13 protein-coding genes and 1 CRISPR repeat array (1 of these 14 cut by a window edge) are annotated in these 18,019 nt (G+C 37.3%); of the genes, 7 read left to right on the forward strand and 6 right to left on the reverse strand.

What is annotated here, in order from left to right:
- Positions 1-9 precede the first annotated feature (9 nt).
- The 4 genes from K7G93_RS07185 to hflD all read right to left on the reverse strand — a co-directional run bounded on the left by K7G93_RS07185 (position 10) and on the right by hflD (position 4,809).
- On the reverse strand, positions 10-729 hold the full coding sequence (locus tag K7G93_RS07185) for a (Fe-S)-binding protein (protein ID WP_228400342.1): 720 nt from the start codon (positions 727-729) through the stop codon (positions 10-12).
- A gap of 77 nt (positions 730-806) precedes the next feature.
- Positions 807-2,393 (reverse strand): L-lactate permease, encoded by a 1,587-nt coding sequence (locus K7G93_RS07190; protein WP_228400343.1) that lies wholly within the window; start codon positions 2,391-2,393, stop codon positions 807-809.
- Positions 2,394-2,803: 410 nt separating this feature from the next.
- Positions 2,804-4,171 (reverse strand): adenylosuccinate lyase, encoded by a 1,368-nt coding sequence (purB, locus tag K7G93_RS07195; RefSeq protein ID WP_228400522.1) that lies wholly within the window; start codon positions 4,169-4,171, stop codon positions 2,804-2,806.
- 26 nt (positions 4,172-4,197) lie between these two features.
- A complete protein-coding gene (hflD, locus tag K7G93_RS07200) occupies positions 4,198-4,809 on the reverse strand; it encodes a high frequency lysogenization protein HflD (protein WP_049215732.1) in 612 nt (203 codons plus the stop codon).
- A 180-nt stretch (positions 4,810-4,989) separates the two neighbouring features.
- Between hflD and cscK the strand changes: the two genes are divergently transcribed.
- From cscK to rfaC, 7 genes are all read left to right on the forward strand, one after another.
- Positions 4,990-5,913 (forward strand): fructokinase, encoded by a 924-nt coding sequence (gene cscK, locus K7G93_RS07205; RefSeq protein WP_228400344.1) that lies wholly within the window; start codon positions 4,990-4,992, stop codon positions 5,911-5,913.
- Between the two features lie 34 nt (positions 5,914-5,947).
- Positions 5,948-7,387 carry a glycoside hydrolase family 32 protein gene (locus tag K7G93_RS07210; RefSeq protein ID WP_226690860.1) on the forward strand — a complete coding sequence of 480 codons (1,440 nt, stop codon included), beginning with the start codon at positions 5,948-5,950 and terminating at the stop codon, positions 7,385-7,387.
- Between the two features lie 20 nt (positions 7,388-7,407).
- The gene (locus K7G93_RS07215) at positions 7,408-8,427 is read left to right on the forward strand and encodes a LacI family DNA-binding transcriptional regulator (protein ID WP_228400523.1); all 1,020 of its coding nucleotides are present in this window, start codon (positions 7,408-7,410) and stop codon (positions 8,425-8,427) included.
- 241 nt (positions 8,428-8,668) lie between these two features.
- On the forward strand, positions 8,669-10,090 hold the full coding sequence (locus K7G93_RS07220; protein WP_115323167.1) for a sucrose-specific PTS transporter subunit IIBC: 1,422 nt from the start codon (positions 8,669-8,671) through the stop codon (positions 10,088-10,090).
- Positions 10,091-10,187: 97 nt separating this feature from the next.
- Positions 10,188-10,595 carry a copper chaperone PCu(A)C gene (locus tag K7G93_RS07225; protein WP_226690861.1) on the forward strand — a complete coding sequence of 136 codons (408 nt, stop codon included), beginning with the start codon at positions 10,188-10,190 and terminating at the stop codon, positions 10,593-10,595.
- An 89-nt stretch (positions 10,596-10,684) separates the two neighbouring features.
- Complete coding sequence (gene waaF / locus K7G93_RS07230) at positions 10,685-11,731, forward strand: lipopolysaccharide heptosyltransferase II (protein WP_115323169.1); 1,047 nt, start codon at positions 10,685-10,687, stop codon at positions 11,729-11,731.
- The gene (rfaC, locus tag K7G93_RS07235) at positions 11,728-12,690 is read left to right on the forward strand and encodes a lipopolysaccharide heptosyltransferase RfaC (protein ID WP_226690862.1); all 963 of its coding nucleotides are present in this window, start codon (positions 11,728-11,730) and stop codon (positions 12,688-12,690) included. Before waaF ends, rfaC begins: the two co-directional genes overlap by 4 nt.
- 49 nt (positions 12,691-12,739) lie before the next feature.
- On the opposite strand, the gene cas3f is transcribed toward rfaC, so the two are convergent.
- Entirely contained in the window at positions 12,740-16,087 is a 3,348-nt protein-coding gene (gene cas3f / locus K7G93_RS07240) for a type I-F CRISPR-associated helicase Cas3f (RefSeq protein ID WP_226690863.1), read from the reverse strand.
- Positions 16,068-17,048 carry a type I-F CRISPR-associated endonuclease Cas1f gene (cas1f, locus tag K7G93_RS07245; protein WP_226690864.1) on the reverse strand — a complete coding sequence of 327 codons (981 nt, stop codon included), beginning with the start codon at positions 17,046-17,048 and terminating at the stop codon, positions 16,068-16,070. The genes cas3f and cas1f overlap by 20 nt, the downstream gene beginning before the upstream one ends.
- Positions 17,049-17,153: 105 nt before the next feature.
- A CRISPR array of direct repeats spans positions 17,154-18,019; the repeat unit is 28 nt; unit sequence TTTCTAAGCCATCTATACGATGTTGAAC (it continues 2,642 nt past the right edge of the window).

Genomic DNA, 18,019 nt, shown 5'->3' on the forward strand with positions numbered 1-18,019 from the left:
TTTTCTCCTTTATCGACTCATTAACACTTCAGCGATATGCATGACTTTTACATTATGCCCTTCTCGCTTCATCCTACCGCCGATATTCATTAAGCAACTTACGTCTGCTCCAATTAAATACAAAGGCTTGACTGCCATAATATGTTGTACTTTTTCTTTTACCATCTCACCTGAAATCTCAGCCATTTTTACAGAGAATGTTCCACCAAAACCACAACAAGTTTCTTGGTTGTGGATAGGCAATAAACTTAGCCCCTTCACATTTTGCAACAGTTTTAAGGGCTCGTCTTTCACACCTAGTTTACGAAATAAACTACAAGAGGGATGGTAAACTGCATTACCTTCTAATTTTGCACCTACATCAACGATACCTAATTTATTTACAATAAAATCTGTTAAATCATAAAAACGATCCGCAACTTTCTGTGCGCGAGCAGCCCACTCTGGTTCATCTTTTAAATACTCTGGATAAGTTGTAATGGCATATACACAAGAACCTGCTGGTGCCACTATAGGATAGTCATTAACCTCAAAGGTTTCGATTAAATTTTTCATTGCGGGGATCGCTTGAGTCACATAGCCACTATTAATCGCAGGTTGTCCACAGCAACTTTGTTGTTCTAGAAACGTAATTTGACAGCCAAGCCGTTCAAGAAGAAGTACTGTTTGCTTTGCCACATTCGATTTCAATGCATCAGCAATACAAGTTACATAAAAATTGACATTCATTTTTGATTACTCCAAAAAAATAGTACATAGCTAACTTTATACAAGTTAGCTATGTATGACAGTATCACAACAACAGATTAGTAAATAACGACCGCAACTAATGCTGCAATTACGCCATATAAGAACATAGGTACAACCGTGCGTTTTAAGATCGTACCCTCTTGATTACTCACATTTAATACAGTACACACTGCAATAATGTTATTCAAACACACCATATTACCCATCGCGCCCCCCACAGACTGTAGCGCTAAAATAAGTGGAACTGACATACCTGTTGTTTCTGCAATAGATAACTGAATACCACCGAAAGTTAAATTTGATACGGTATTTGAACCAGAGAAGAAAGCACCAATTGCACCTAAATAAGAAGAGAAATAAACCCACTTATCACCCGTTACATCAGCAAAGGTTTTACCGATAGTAATGACCATAGAATCATAATTATCATTGCCTACTAGCATTAATTTTACCATAACTAATGCACCTAATAAGGCAAAGAAGGGCTTTTTAGTTTGATGATAAGTTGTTGACACAATATTCTTAGTTTTCTCACTATTCAATTTGAATACAAAAATAGAGATAATCACTGTCACAATAAATGGAATAAGAGATGGTACATAAAGCGTCTTATAGCTTTCACTAATCCCTTGTCCTAAAATATTATTTAACGACAAGATGAGAGCTTGACTGACTTTAAACTCACCTAATCCACCCAGTGAAACTGAGAACCAAGTTGTTGCATCATTTAACAATTGTTTAATACCTAACTGATGAATACGTGTCACAATTAAGATAGCAATTAACATCATTGTTGGGAAAAGTGCTTTGAATACTTGACTAAATGCCACGTTTTCCAGCTGCACATCCGTATTATCTCCTTTACTGATACCAATACCTTTATTAGCAATGAAAATTGAAACAAGTAAACCAATCGCACCACCTACTAACGATGGGAACTCATAGTTTATTTGTGCTAATAGGAAATAAGGTATCGTACAAGCAAGGATACTAATATAAATAAATACAAGGTTTTGTTTGATTTGTTTCCAAGTTACGAGAAAACGTAACGCTAATAGAGGGATAACAAACGCCGCTATAAAATGAATAAATGCCGTTTTTTGCCCTAATTCCAGTACCACATCATCACTTAACCCCAATGCACCAAAACCAAACCATGTTGGTGTACCTACTGCACCAAAAGAAACTGGCACCGAATTCATCACTAATGCAAGCATAGCAACTTGTAGAGGTTTAAAACCTAAACCAACTAGAATAGGTGCCGCAATTGCCGCAGGCGTACCAAATCCACTGGCACCTTCAATCATAAAAGCAAATGCCCAGCCAATAATCATGATTTGAGCAACGGGGTTGGGGTTAATATTAGCTAACCATTTACGAAGTATATCTGTGCTACCAGACACTTCCATCATACGATTAAATAAAATTGCTCCAAAAATGATCGTGATTGGTGTTTGAGTCGCAATTAAACCAGCAATAACATTTGCATTTAAACGCGTTAAATCTGTACCAAAGTAAAATGCTTGTAAAAGATAAGTTAATACTGCAATGATTGGCAAAGCAATATAGGAAGGTAAACTATTACGTTTTACCATTAAGTAAATTAATAGCGCAATCGGAAGAATGCTTAAAAAGAAAACCATAAAAAAATCCTATAGATAAATTTGATTAAAATATCAAATTAACATATTAAAAATCCATATAACTATTTTTGAGTAATTATTTAAAAACAAAATTAAATTGCATAAATAATATACATTTACTCATTAATGTTAATGAGATGTTATATTAAAGTAATTAAAAAAAAATGCTTTAAAAAAAATCGTATTTTATGTGATTTAATTCACACATATAGCAATTCAATCAACAATTGATGAATTAACAAACAATATTGACTGCAACATTTTTTTATTTTTTATAAGTGAATTAATTTAATTTATTTAAAATAACGAAAAAAGGCTATGGATTATTCACATAGCCTTTTTAATTCAGTTTAAATTTAAAACAAATTATTTAACTTTAAAAAAATAAATATGATTAAAATTTAATCCAATTATAATTTTTCAACTAACTCAATTGCCGCGCCAATATAAGTTGCTGGTGCCATTTGCTGTAAACGTCTTTTTTCTTCAACTGGAATGTCAAGCGTCTCAATAAATTCACGCATAGCTACGGCATCGACACGTTTACCACGAGTAAGCTCTTTCAATTTCTCATACGGTTTTTCAATACCGTAACGGCGCATGACTGTTTGAATTGGTTCTGCAAGTACTTCCCAATTTTGATCTAATTCATCAAGTAAATGTTGCTCATTGACTTCTAATTTACTGATCCCTTTACGAGTAGCAGCATAAGCAATCAAACAATAACCCAGTCCGACCCCTAAATTACGCAATACTGTCGAATCTGTTAAATCACGTTGCCAACGTGAAATAGGTAATTTCGCACCTAAATGTGCCATGACTGCATTTGCTAAGCCTAAATTACCTTCTGAATTTTCAAAATCAATTGGATTCACTTTATGTGGCATTGTTGACGAACCAATTTCACCTGCAATAGTACGTTGTTTAAAGTGGTTTAATGCAATATATCCCCACAAATCACGATCAAAATCGATAATAATCGTATTAAAACGCGCCACATTATCAAAAAATTCTGCAATATAGTCATGTGGTTCAATTTGTGTCGTATAAGGATTCCAAGTTAAACCTAATGATGTTACAAATTCCTGACTGAAGTTATGCCAATCAATTTCAGGATAGGCTGACAAATGAGCATTATAGTTTCCCACTGCTCCATTAATTTTACCTAGCATCTCAATTTGTTGTAATTGCTTAAATTGGCGTTTTAAACGATATACGACATTCGCCATTTCTTTGCCTATTGTTGAAGGTGATGCAGGCTGTCCATGTGTACGCGAAAGTAATGGAATAGATTTATATTCCTGTGCAAGTGCACTGATGTCATCAATTAATTTTTGCCACTCTGGTAAAATAACTTCTTCACGCGCTGTCTTTAACATTAAGGCATGTGAAAGGTTGTTAATATCTTCTGAAGTACAAGCAAAATGAATAAACTCACTCACTTTTGCAAGTTCAGATAAAGCTTCACTTTTTTCTTTTAAGAAATATTCAACTGCTTTCACATCATGATTAGTCGTGCGTTCAATTTCCTTAATTCGCCCTGCATCTTGCAAACTGAAATGATCAACTATGTGGTTAAGGTAATCGTTTGCTTCTTTCGATAATATAGGCACTTCTTGAATTTGTGGAGTTGCTGCTAATTTTTGTAACCAACGCACTTCAACAGTAACACGAAATTTTAATAAGCCGAATTCACTAAAAATATGACGTAATGAATTTGCCTTCTCTTGGTAGCGTCCATCAATAGGGGAAAGTGCAGTTAATGCGTTAAGTTGCATAGCGGTTTGCTCCATAAATAAGATGATTAAAGTGAAGAATAAATTTGTTTTGCCATGGCAGTAATTTTGCGACGTGAGAACAAAATCTGCCATTTTGTTCCGCCTACTTGTTTCCATAAGACCGCAGAACGAATTCCTGCCAACAAACAAGCTCGGATCCGATTATGCATAGCTGGCTGCTGTAAATAAAGCGTTGAGCCAGTCACTTGGATTTTACGACCTAATGGGCTAATCACATCCACATAAATACTTGCTAAAGTAGATAACATTTGCTCATCAAGCAAATCATAATGTTCAAGTTGAGTCGGTAAATATTGAATACGACGCGCAAGTTCAGTTTTAGCTTTAGGATCTTTATTTAATTTCCCCTCTAATGCTAATAGACTGATCCAATATCGACTGAGATCAGAACCACTGCCATTCATTTGCTCAAGCAAAGTTTCTAGTCCCAGTTTTAAATGTTGTTCATGTCCACCAAAGACAGCTAATGTATCTTCTGGATTCATTTGCAATAATGTATTTAGACTTGCTTTCAGTGCTGCTTCATCAGCTTGTCCCTTATGGGCAAACTGTTGTACTAATTTTGCAGCTTGGCACACACCTGCAAGAGCCAGAGTAATCTCGTAATAATTTGCCATATTGTCAGATAAATGAAGATAAAAAATCGGCGGACAATATAGCATTTTTTCATACCTTTTTAAAGTTGCCTATTTGTATTTCAAAATTTGATCTTGATCTCAAATTTTAAAACCAAAATTGAAAAACTAAAACGTTTTAGTTAATATTATTAATTATAAAATCAGTAAAGGGGATTCACGATGAGTAAGATTTGGGTATTAGGTGATGCAGTTGTTGATTTAATTCCTGACGGTCAGCACCATTATTTGCGCTGTCCTGGTGGTGCACCAGCTAATGTCGCTGTTGGAATTGCACGTTTAGGCGGTAATACTGGCTTTATTGGCCGTGTAGGTGATGATCCATTTGGTCGTTTTATGCAAGAAACATTACAACATGAAAAAGTCTGCACACAACAAATGATATTAGATCCACAGCAACGGACCTCTACAGTTATTGTCTCTTTAGAGAATGGTGAACGCAGTTTTACTTTCATGGTTAACCCAAGTGCAGATCAATTTTTAGAGGTATCTGACTTGCCTGAATTTCAAAAAAATGATTGGTTACACTGTTGTTCAATTGCATTAATTCATAACCCTTCTCGTCAAACGACATTAGAAGCTATTCAGCGAATTAAAAACAAAGGTGGCTTTTTCTCTTTTGATCCAAATCTACGTGAATCACTTTGGTCAAGTCATGATGAAATGAAAAGCGTGGTCAACCAAGTCATTGCTCAAGCTGATGTACTCAAGTTTTCAGAAGAAGAACTCATCTTACTCACTAATAGCAGCAGTCTAGAACAGGCAACACAAGCACTCGCTACCCAATATCCTGAAAAACTGATTATTGTGACTTTAGGAAAAGCTGGTGCAGCTTATCATTTACACGGCGAAAGCCAAATTATTGCAGGTAAAGCATTACAACCAGTAGATACAACAGGAGCTGGAGACGCCTTTGTTAGTGGCTTATTAGCGGGACTCTCTCAAGTCGAAACGTGGCAAACCTCAACCGCACTTATTCCTATTATCCGACAAGCGAATGCCTGCGGTGCTTTAGCTACAACTGCAAAAGGGGCAATGTCAGCTTTGCCAACTCGAATTGAATTAGAGCGCTTTCTTGCACAATAACATGAGCTCATGATGGCTAATTTCGGAGTGTCGTATGTATATTTTCAACCAAGGCAAATACAAAAGCCTACATGCACAATCTGCTGGTGAGTTAGATCAAATTCGCCAACAAGTCCTGTCTGATAAACAATTTCGTCCAACTTATCATTTGGCTGCCGATACAGGTTTATTAAATGATCCAAATGGGTTAATTTTTGATGGCAAAAATTACCATATCTTTTATCAATGGTTTCCTTATGATGCCATACACGGTATGAAACATTGGCAGCATTTAATCACCGAAAACTTTCAACAGTTTACTTATGCTGATCCCTTAATTCCCGATCAACACTTTGAATCACACGGTTGCTATTCTGGCGGTGCAATATTATGGCAAGATAATATTATCGCGTTTTATACAGGAAATACACGAAACCAAGAAAATCAGCGGATTCCATATCAAAATATTGCTATTTTTACTCAAGACGGTAAGTTGCTTGAAAAACGTTGTTTACTCAGCCAAGTACCTGAAGGCTACACTGAACATGTACGTGATCCTAAACCATTCATCACGGCCGAAGGTAAAATCTGTTTTATTCTTGGTGCACAGCGAAAAAATGGTACGGGTACTGCGTTGTTATATGAAATGCCTAATATTGATAGCTCACCTCAGTTGTTAGGAGAACTGTCTCTCACCCATTTTGATAACCAACATGTTTTTATGTGGGAATGTCCAGATCTATTCCAATTAGCAGATAAATCTATTTTTATTTGGTCACCACAAGGTAAAGTACGCGAAACACACCGCTTCCAAAACAACTATCATGCAACTTATGCTGTCGGTAAATTACATAATATGACTTTCCATAGTGAACATATTGAAGAACTCGATTATGGATTTGATTTTTATGCACCACAAACTGTTTATCAAAGTGAAGGTATTCTTTATGGCTGGGTTGGATTACCTGACTTAACATATCCAACCGATCACTATCAATGGCATTCTATGTTAAGCTTACCACGACAATTGACTTTAAAACAAAATAGGCTCTACCAAAGACCTATTGCACAAATTTATACACAATTAGGTGTAAGCCAAGTATTTTCTATACAACAGCCACAAATTATAGCAGGATTAGATACCGCCTATTTAATGTTTGAACCTGACAATCAAGATTTTGAAATGGCTTTTTTTAATAATAATGCTGAACATAGGCTGATTATAAGCTATCGCAATGGGCTATTTAGTTTAGACAGAACACAGACAAAACAGACTGAAATTATGCAAGCCTTTGGTACACAACGCCATTGCGAAATCAGTCAACTAAACAAAGTCGAGATCTTTTTTGACCGCTCTGTAATAGAAATTTTTCTCAATGATGGCGAAAAAGTAATGACATCACGATTTTTTATTGAACAACGTGAAAACCAAATAACCTGTTCTCGCCCAATTCGGGTTTCTGTGGCACAATTACCCGCAATTTCGATTACATAATGGACTATATCGTGAATAAGATAAAAAACACGCACAAAAAACGAGTCACACTGAATGATATAGCCACATTGAGTGGTTTATCAACAACGACTGTCAGTATGATTTTAAATGGACGTGGTGAAGAATTTAAGATCAAACCTGAAACTTGTCAGCGTGTAAAAAACATTGCAGAAACGGCAGGATATCGCGCTAATGTTTATGCAAAATCACTGAAAATGCAACGCTCTAATGTCATTGGCTTGGTTATTCCTGATTTAACTAACTATGGTTTTGCTTACACTGCAAAAATGTTAGAAAAACAATGCCGCGAAAATGGTTTACAGTTAGTTATTGCTTGTTCTGATGATAATCCACAACAAGAAAAACTCGCTATTGAGCGTTTATTGGATCGCCAAATTGATTTTTTGATTACAGCTCCAACACATCAAGATCCGTATTATTATCAACAAATTGCACAGCAAACCCCTATTTTACAGCTAGATCGCTATGTACCAAATCTGGATCTTCCTTACATCATCAGTAATGATCAAAATAAAATTGCAAAACTGATTCAATATCTAATACAAAAATATCAACTTAAAGAATTCTTCTATTTTGGCGGTCAATTAGCTCTTTCTCCTAGTGAATCACGTTTACAAGGCTTTTTAACAGGACTTACACAAGCTCACGTGACACCAAAAAATGAGTGGATTTTACACCGCACTTATCAGCCTGAATCAGGCTATCAAATGTTAGCTGACCTGCAACAACGCTTAGGGCGTTTACCAAATGCAATTTTTACCGCCTCTTATACCTTACTAGAAGGTGTACTACACTATCTCACAGAACATCAACAAATGGAAAAGTTATTCAATCGTCAATTACATTTAGCTACTTTTGATGATCATGCTCTGTTAAATGCACTACCTTTTCACATTCATTCTATTAAACAAGATCACCAAACTATTGCAAAACACACTTTTGAAATGGTACAAAAAATGTTACAAGGTGAAAAAACACACAATCTTAAAATTGATTGTGAAATTATTTATCGTGATTAATCTTTCTCTTTCTTATTTCTATATTGATAAAAATATCTCCTATTTTGCCTTAATGAAGGTTTAATCAACTACATTATGTTGATTGATAACTTTATACACAATGTACTTCCCTTATAAATAAAAATGTGATCTATCACACAAAACTAAAACGTTTTAGTTAATTACAGTTTCAAAACTAAAACGTTTTAGTTAAAATAAAAAATGATGATTAAATACATTTATGGATTAAAAGGTGACTCATATGAACTTCCCACTTATTGCTCAGCAAGTCATTGAAAAATTAGGCGGCAAAGAGAATATTTCAGCAGCTGCACACTGTGCAACACGTTTGCGCTTAGTTGTCGTTGACGAAACGAAAATTGATAAAGAAGCCATCGAAAACATTGAAGGCGTTAAGGGGCAATTTGCTGTCGCTGGACAGTACCAAATTATTTTTGGTTCAGGAACAGTAAATAAAGTGTATACCGAATTAAGTCAACAATTAGGTATCGGCGATATGACCAGTGCTGATGTCGCTGCTGCAGGCAATGAAAAACAAGGCTTATTTCAACGTGCAGTTAAAGGCTTGGCAGATATTTTCGTCCCGATTATCCCTGCAATTGTAGCAGGCGGTTTATTAATGGGTATCCACAGTATGCTGACAGCAAAAGGTTTCTTTGTGGAGGAAAAAAATGTCGTTGATCTTTACCCAGCTATTGCGCATTTAGTTGATTTTATTAATACTGTTGCTAATGCGCCTTTTGTTTTCTTACCTGTGTTATTAGGTTTCTCCGCGACCCGAAAATTTGGAGGTAATCCTTATTTGGGTGCTGCCTTGGGAATGTTACTTGTCCATCCAGCTTTAGCAGATGGCTGGAATTATGCCTTAACGCTAGCGAATGGCAATATTCAATATTGGCAAATTTTTGGACTTGAGATAGAGCGTGTTGGCTATCAAGGTACCGTTATTCCTGTACTCATTGCTTCTTGGGTACTTGCAACGCTAGAAAAAAACTTGCGTAAAGTTGTTCCTTCTTTCTTAGATAATTTAATTACGCCACTCTTTGCCTTATTTATTACAGGATTATTAGCGTTCACTATTATCGGTCCATTTGGACGTGAAGCAGGTTCTTTAATTAGTAGTGGTCTTACTTGGTTATATGACACACTTGGCTTTGTTGGTGGCGCAATCTTCGGTACGCTTTATGCGCCAATTGTGATCACTGGTATGCACCAGACGTTTATTGCAGTCGAAACTCAGCTATTAGCCGAAATTGCACGCACTGGTGGTACATTCATTTTCCCAATAGCCGCTATGTCAAATATCGCTCAAGGTGCCGCTTGCTTAGGAGCAGCATTTGTCATGAAAGATCCAAAAGTACGCGGAATTGCTGTACCTTCAGGTATCAGTGCATTATTAGGTATCACAGAACCAGCAATGTTTGGCGTAAACTTACGTTATCGTTATCCTTTTATTGCCGCTATGACAGGAGCGGGGATTTCCAGTGCTTTTATTGCCTTCTTTAATGTCAAAGCAATCGCCTTAGGGGCAGCAGGCTTACCAGGTATTCCATCAATTAAGCCTGATAGCTTGGTGATGTATATTATTGGCATGCTGATCTCAGCTACTATCGCCTTTTCAGTCACCTTGATTTTAGGTAAGCGAGCACAAGCTAAAATATAAAGTTGAGTTTATGTCGAATGCCGTGAAGTTATCACGGCATTTTTTCTTTTTAGCACGTATAATACTGAGGATAATTTATACATAACGCGATGTTAATATGAAATACTTATACAAAATTGCCTTAGTTTGTACCGCTCTTTTACCAACAATATTATTTGCCAAAATAAGTGTACAGCAGCCTGTGATTTTTACTGCGCAAAAAGGAGAACCTACTGCTATTTTTATGCAACTGCGTAATGACAGTGAGCAGGAAGTGAACCTTGCGATTGTACAAAGTAAAGATAAGGCACGTTTAGAATTACACGGTACACAAAATGGGAAAATGATCGAAGTCACTGGTATTCCAATTCCACCTCAAAGCACCACTGAACTAAAACGAGGTGGATTACACATTATGGTCTTTGATACAGAAAAAGATCTTACTATTGGCGATGAATATCCTATCCATTTATTTTTTGATAACGGGGAAATTATTGAAGTAAATGCGAAAGTCATTTCGCCTTAAAAGAGCAAAATGAATAAGAAAAAACATTTTTCTTCCTAATAAAGCAGATTAAAATAGTACCTTCTTTTGACTAACTTAATGGAATCATAATGCGTATTTTAGTGATTGGGCCGTCTTGGGTTGGTGACATGATGATGTCACATAGTTTATATCAAACACTTAAACAACAATATCCTCATTGTGATATTGACGTCATGGCACCTGATTGGTGTAAACCATTATTAGCCCGTATGCCAGAAGTACGCCAAGCCATTACGATGCCATTAGGACATGGTGCTTTTGCTTTGGGTGATCGTTACCGTTTGGGAAAAGCACTAAGAAATCAATACGATATGGCTATTGTACTGCCTAACTCACTTAAGTCTGCCTTTATTCCTTTCTTCGCAAAAATTCCACATCGTCGTGGTTGGAAAGGGGAAAGCCGCTATATGTTCTTAAATGATCTACGCAGTAACAAAAAAGACTATCCGATGATGGTACAACGTTATGCAGCACTTGGTTATGATAAAGGCATGGTTCCGAGCGCAGAACACTTAGTCTATCCTATACCTTACTTACAAGTTGATCCGACACACCAAGCAACTACACTGGAAAAATTCAACAATCAAACCGCACTTTGTCAACAACGCCCAGCTATTGGTTTTTGTCCTGGTGCTGAATTTGGTCCAGCAAAACGCTGGCCTCACTATCATTATGCTAAATTAGCTGATATGTTGATTAAACAAGGTTATGCTATCCGACTATTTGGCTCGGCAAAAGATGAGGCTGTTGGCGAACAAATCCGCCAAACTTTACCGCCTGAAAAACGTGATTTTTGTCTCAACCTAGCAGGAAAAACATCGTTAAATGAAGCGGTAGATTTGATTGCAGATTGTACCGCTATCGTTACAAACGACAGTGGATTAATGCACATTGCCGCGGCAGTTAAACGCCCTTTAGTTGCACTTTATGGTCCAACAAGTCCAACTTATACACCGCCTTTATCTGACCAAGCCGTAATTATCCGCTTGATTGAAGGTGGCTTAATTAAAGTACGTAAAGGCAAAGACAGTGAAGAAGGTTATCATCAAAGTTTGATTGATATTCAACCTGAAATGGTCTTAGAAAAATTAACTGAGTTACTAAGTAAAGTATGAAAGTTTGTTTGATTAAAACCTCATCCATGGGCGATATCTTACACACATTGCCTGCTTTAACAGATGCACAATGTGCAATACCGCATATAACATTTGACTGGGTAGTTGAGGAAAACTTTGCAGAGATCCCACATTGGCACAGTGCTGTCAAACAGGTCATTCCTATTGCACTACGTCGATGGCGTAAGACGCCTTTTACGGCAGCAACAAGAAATGAGTGGAAAAACTACCGCTCTTTATTACAAGCTACACAATATGATGCAGTAATTGATACTCAAGGTTTATTCAAAAGTGCTTTTTTCGCCACACGTTTAGCGCATGGTTGTAAACATGGTTATGATCGCCACTCTATACGAGAACCGATTGCGGCTTGGTTTTACGATAAACACTACACAATTAGCTATCAGCAACATGCTGTCGAGCGCATTCGTCAATTATTTGCACAAAGCTTAGGCTATTCATTACCCACAACACAAGGCGACTATGCAATTGCGCGCCATTTTCCACAACAAGTATCAGAAAAGCCTTATGTGTTATTCTTTCATGGCACCACACGCGCAGATAAATTTCTACCTGATCGACAATGGCGTCAACTGGCAGAAAAACTGACTGCACTTGGTATAGCAGTATACCTACCTTGGTCAAATCCATTAGAAAAACAACGCGCAGATTATATTGCTCAAGACTTACCCCTTGCGCGTATTCTAGCAAAATCGAGCCTATCAGAATTAGCCCAATACATTGTCAATGCTCATGCCATCGTTTCAGTCGATACAGGATTGGCGCATTTAAGTGCTGCCTTAGATAAACCTAATATCACACTGTATGGGGCGACAGATCCCAGACTTATTGGTGCTTATGGCAAAAATCAACATTATGTTGTTGCTGACAGTATGAAAAATATCCATAGTGATGAAATTTTGCAAAAACTCACCGCACTTCTGACACTTTCATCTTAAAAAACAGAGCGCAATCCTATTTGTATTGCGCTATTTCTAATTATAACAATTACATTAAAGTCTTATTGGTATCCCAAAAACCCAGCATTTCATTGTAATCCCATTTTAAATTATATAGTGGAATGGACACACTAAGATAGGTAACAGGGACAGCTTTCACATCATCTAACTCTAAATCCTCAGCTAATTGCGCGAGTGCAACCTCTAAAGACTGATTTAACCAAGGTTTCACTATACTTTGTGGGCAGTCAGGTAGTGGTTTATATTCAAAATTAGACGAAGTACTAAGATTATCTCGTTTCACATTCTCCATATCATAAAACGAGAATCCCCAATCAGAGTCATCATCGAATTTACAGACAATATCTTGCTCTGGCAGACTTTGTCGAAAACGCGTCATCAAAGGTAAATTTGCCAATAATCTATTTGTATAGCGAGGATCCCAATACAAATTAACATGATTTTCGCGTGGATTATTCAATAAATTAGCGATAACTTGATGTTCTAAATCTGCTAACCTTTCTCTCGGTTGTAAATTCGCTGGCTTCACAATACGTGGTGTGGCTTGAATATGTGATAGTTCTGCTGCTGAAATTAATTGCGCTAACTTATACGAACTCAGCTTATCTGTCTCACTTTCAAAACCAGGGCGATGATAAATCGGTTTATCAGAATTTCGTTTTAGCGACAAACCTCGCCAGTTGGTCGGCAATAAATACATATTTGGCTGTTCTGCAACTTTATCTGCACGATGTCGCCAGACACGTCCTGCAAGCTGGATAATCGAACGCATAGAAGAAGGATCAACTATCGCCCAATCATAATCATGATCGCGTCCAACTTCTGTGACGGGACTACCCAGGACAATGAATACATGGTTTTTAGCGGGATCACTTGCTAAAGCAGAGATGATTTCAGGTTGTTGATATATGTCTTGTGGATCGTGACGATCTAATAAACGATCAAGTTTTTCTTCTAAATTAGAACGCAATAATAATAATTGTCTAGAATGATAACAACACAGATGGAAGCAATAATCTGACAATTCATCATGTGCTTGCTGCTGCAAAAGTGCTTGTGCTATTGGAATCATAGGGGTGATATTCGAAAAACGCACTAGACCAATACTGACTTTTTTCTGACTTTTACTGTCCATTTCCCCATGAAAACTATGCAATTTTGCCGCACTCTTCAATAAATGTTCGGCTAATAATCGATAATTAAACATTTCATTTTCATTAGGTGATAATGACGGTAAAGTCAAAATCTCGGCTTTGCGCCGCACAGGACTTTTAGCTAAATTTTCTGCACGCTGTAAGACAAATTGTTGATGTTGTTGCATAAAAATCTGCTCATTACCACAATCCATTTGTTGTTGCTGAAATTCATCTACCCAAGCACAACAAACGGGCAATTCTGCAACAATGCCTTGTTGTTGGTTATAAATTTGACGTCCTGCTTGATAAGCGCGGAATAGCCCCGTGATAAAATCGGGCGTCAACGTAGCAGAAGAAAGCAATACACGGCTACCAAACAAGCCTGCCAAATGCACTAAACGACTGAGCGCAGGTAAATCCTCCAGCCCAAAATCATCAGGCTCATCCAAAATTAAATCTGATGTCAACAAACGCAATGTCGGCACTATATGATGCCCACCTCGCACACTTTCTGATGCAGCAATAATATGATCTAAAGTACAACTGACGAGTGGGGCATACAGTAATTTCTTCATTGTTGGATCTTTCTTCGTTAAAAAATCTGAAATTTCTTCATTTTCCACCGCACTTTCAATATAAGTCGCACCTGCAACTGTCATATTCTCGAACCATTGTTCGATACTTTCACTCCCCTGTTCTGCTAGCTGCTGTGCTCGCTCTTGCTGCAACTCATACAATTTTCTAACTGCACTACTCCCCACTAACACCGCTAAATAATCTTGTTCCTTGGCATTCTGTAATTCCAAACGCTGACTCAATGCAGTACCTGTTTGTAAGGTTAGCACACGTAAGCCTAACGCAATCGTTAATCTCGCTCCTTTAGCAGGATCACTTAATGCATACATCATCTTGGCATTAGCAAAGGTTTTGCCACAGCCTGTACTTGCCATATTCACACCAAAAAAACCTTGTGTTTCACTGTTTTTTTGTATTTTTTTTGCCAGATTAACAACATTATTCTGCCAAGCAAAACGACTTGTTGTAGGCTTAGCAAAAGGCTTATGTTGTTTAATATGTGGTAATTCTGTGCTGAATTTAGGGAGTAAACGGGCAAATCGACTTGCACTCTGGCATACTCCCAATAAATGTTCATCTAAGCGTTGTTTTTCGTTGCCTTCATCATCAGTATTAGCTAATAAGATACATTTTTTATCCCCTAAATCAGTATTTCTCACTTGTGAAGAATAATAATGATCGCCAGCAACTAAAGATAAACGCGCTAATAACAAGGCGAAAGGATTTTCAATGTAGGAAGAGGAAAATAAGGCGGGATGATTAAGTGCTTTTTTCGCCCAGCGAGTCATCACTTTCTGCCATGCACGGCTTTGTGTCACTATTGTATCAAATTGCCAAAAATGTTGTGGTGTGGGATGCTGTGAATCATTAAACACCCAACGCTCTATCGGACGATAATAACTAAAAAAGGAATTAAAATCACGTTTGCAGCAACCTCGTAGATCCCTCAAATAATTTCGCCCACCTACGAAAAAATTCTGACTAAATGGAAGTCGGTGATGAGAAGTAATTAACCAAATCAGCACTTGAGCAATGGGTGGTAAATGACCAAAACCAGAGAAATCTTTTCCCATATCGTCTTCAATAATATTTTCGTGCCAGTGAGGATTTTGCTCTTCAAACTTAGCCCAATCAGCTAACCGCTTAAGCCAATCCTGATCCGTTTCACACCCAGTGATCATCGCCTCAAACAAGCGGGCAGAAATCCATTCATGTCGATATGGATCAGCCTTTTTGGGAGCATTCTTTGTTTTAATTAACTTGTTCTGAAAACCAACACTCGACTTGCCTAAATCATGTAACAAGGCAGCAAGTGCGGTCAAAATTTGAATAGAATAGGCATCTTTCCAATTCACCTCATCTTCAACACGTAAAATATTACGCTGAGTGCGATTCGTCGGTACACGCCCTTGCTCATTAAATTGGCGCTTATCACCAACAATCCATAATAACTCTGTCCTGTTTTTACCATGAGTCCAATAACAAGCGACCGCTGTATTTTTACGTGCAGTTTGGCGCAACATCTTATATAGAGTTTCCAACCCAGCTTGCGTAATAGCCGTTTGCCATACACAATCGCCACAACGCTCAGCAAATTGGTCTAAGATGCGACGAGTTTCAGTCAGCGCATTTTTCCGACATTGACTAACTAGCAGAATATTCATCCGACGCTCCCTGTAAAGCAAGTTGTTTCAACGTATCAATAATAATATCTAATGCCCCAAAATGAAGAAGGTTTTGGATACAGGCTTGACGAAATTCTTTTTCTGACTCGCCATTTTGTGCAGAAATAAATGCTTGCGGTAAAATGATACTGTCTTTAATAATATCTGCTGCATCAAAAACCAGACCACCTCGTCTTGTTTTGCCATGTAATACGGCTAAACCGTGCGGTAATCCTAATACCCAACAAGCTGTTGCGCCTAAGCCATAGGCTAAATAATTGCCATGATCTAAAAACTGATTGACTGCATCAATACTATTACCACGCTCACTGCGTTTAAAAGTAGGATCATTCATTGTCGCCTGATTAGCGAGCGCATATAGTTTAGTCGTTAAACGCCCTTCTGATGCTAACAACGCTTGGCTATGTTCTGCATGAGTAAATTCTTGTTGATATTGCTGTACAAGTGCGGCGAGTTTTTCAGCAGAATAATGCCATTCTAATTTAGCCCAAATAACCTCTAACAAAGATAATCGACATTGTTGTAATGTTTTGGCTACGCTTAACCGCTTTTCATCATCAAACCAAAAACGACACCATTGTTGTAAATAGATAACAGGACGATATTCACTTTGTGGACTAAAAAACTCACAGCCAATTTCTGCTTCTGTTCCATTGAATAAAGGCGTACCACCGCCACTACAAAAACCCACCATCACTCCTGCTTTTGATAGTTCACGCATTGCAGCTTGTGTAATAGACGTTCCACTCCCCAATAGCAGGCAACTAGTATTAGCAATAGGGATATTCCAGTATAAAGACTCTTTACCTTCATCAGTCACATATTCCACTCGTCCACCATTTAACAATACTCGACAGTGTTCTAAATAATAAATATTGGCTCTTTTAGAATGCATTATGGTTTTTAAATCTGAAGAGGCAATATAAGGTGTCTTACGCACAACATCCTCCTTAACTAAGTGTAAAAATATTAAAATCCAGTTTAAACTAAATTAAATAACATTTAACTTTTTCAATATGTTTAAATAATAAGCTTTATTTAAGCAGATATGAACCATCTATACGATGTTGAACATCTATCCAACCAGTTCGCTCTGTCAATAACCTTTCTAAGCCATCTATACGATGTTGAACTCTTTCTCTTTAACAAGATCTTCTCTTGTTGATTTCTAAGCCATCTATACGATGTTGAACGCTGGACGGAAGACTGGCAAGTGTTGGCTTACTTTCTAAACCATCTATACGATGTTGAACCTACCTCTACTGCGGTAAAAATCGATTTTAAATTTCTAAGCCATCTATACGATGTTGAACGGGATAAGTGGGAGGCGTTCTATTTAAACGAGTTTCTAAGCCATCTATACGATGTTGAACCATTACTTCCTTTTTCCAGAGATACAGGAGAATTTCTAAGCCATCTATACGATGTTGAACTTAGATAAGTACGAAAAAAAGATCACTTATAATTTCTAAGCCATCTATACGATGTTGAACCTTTAATTCGATTAATTTCCTCTTTGGAGTGATTTCTAAGCCATCTATACGATGTTGAACTAGATAAGAAAGTTGATAACAACGCTCTTCCATTTCTAAGCCATCTATACGATGTTGAACTTGTTGTCGCCGTCGTTGCCGTCGCCAGAGTTTTTCTAAGCCATCTATACGATGTTGAACTATCAGACGTTCATCGTGCAGGTGAAAGACGATTTCTAAGCCATCTATACGATGTTGAACTTTTAATCTTTTTACCATCAAGCCACTCTGACTTTCTAAGCCATCTATACGATGTTGAACCTTCTACTTCATCAAAATTACATCCATAAAAATTTCTAAGCCATCTATACGATGTTGAACCTTGTTTTAATAGAAAGAGGCAAAGGTAATTATTTCTAAGCCATCTATACGATGTTGA

This window comes from Pasteurella canis (assembly GCF_020810675.1).
Classification (GTDB): Bacteria; Pseudomonadota; Gammaproteobacteria; order Enterobacterales; family Pasteurellaceae; genus Pasteurella; species Pasteurella canis.